Source organism: Vibrio sp. M260118, assembly GCF_036533755.1.
Classification (GTDB): domain Bacteria; phylum Pseudomonadota; class Gammaproteobacteria; order Enterobacterales; family Vibrionaceae; genus Vibrio.
Genome location: NZ_JATABG010000632.1, coordinates 1 through 952 on the forward strand (window position 1 = coordinate 1; position 952 = coordinate 952).

General features: G+C 42.1%; 1 protein-coding gene. It reads right to left on the reverse strand.

Translation table 11 applies throughout. From position 1 onward, the window contains the following. Positions 1-764 (reverse strand): S49 family peptidase (locus tag QTO00_RS20180; protein WP_331426336.1); only part of this gene is annotated, 764 nt, incomplete at its 3' end. Positions 765-952: the final 188 nt, after the last annotated feature.

The window sequence follows — 952 nt, forward strand, 5'->3', positions numbered from 1 at the left end:
ATATCGGGAGTTAAAGCATCAGCTGATAGTTGACGATTTGTCGCGACATCATCAATGTACGCGCCCCAAAGTTGGCTTAACCAACGAGAAGCCGACTCCTGTGCCTCTTTTGACATATCATCGCGTACGAATGGCTCAATGGCTGATTTGTAAGTCCCAACGCGGAAAACGTGAGTACTAACGTCGAGCTTTTCTAGCAAGGTTTTGTAGTACAGGCTATACGCGCTGTAGCCTTTGAGCATGACAGCACCATCAGGAGCAAGGTAGATTTTGTCCGCATAGCTGGCAAGGTAATACTGGCTCTGGTTATATAAATCCCCAACTGCGTAAACAGATTTGCCAGCAGCTTTGAACTCATTGAGTGCCTTCGCAATATAGCGCAACTTAGTGAGGCTAGTTTCCGGCATATCGCGTAGGGCTAAAACAATGCCACTGATATTATCATCATCTTTGGCATAACGAATGGTTTCGATAATATCGAACAGCACGTTCTCTTTTGGCAACCTGTTACCAAATAAGGAACCCGTTAGTGAGTCCATTGGGTTGATATAGGTTGACTGCTCTACGATTGGGCCAGAGATATTAACAATCAGTGCCGACTTTGTTGGAACGGAAGGTGTCGGAGTATCAGCACTGGTGTAAATGAAATAGATGACAGCGATACTAGCCAAGAAGATTAGGTTTACAAGGGCAAGTCTTATAAAGGTAATCAGCTTCCAAATACCTTTAAAAAACAGACCAATGAATTTAAATATTTTTTTCATTTTCTCTCCGCTCCAGAAATCGCAGATAGGGGCTTATCCGCTCTAAGAGCTTATAACTTCGAATAAGTTCCATCCTACTTAAACTAGTATACCCATACAACCAGAAGATTGATCGGTGTTACAAAAATGTAAACGGTTGTTTGATTTTTATTTAACTGCTCCGTATTCTGGTCAGACCACAATAATAA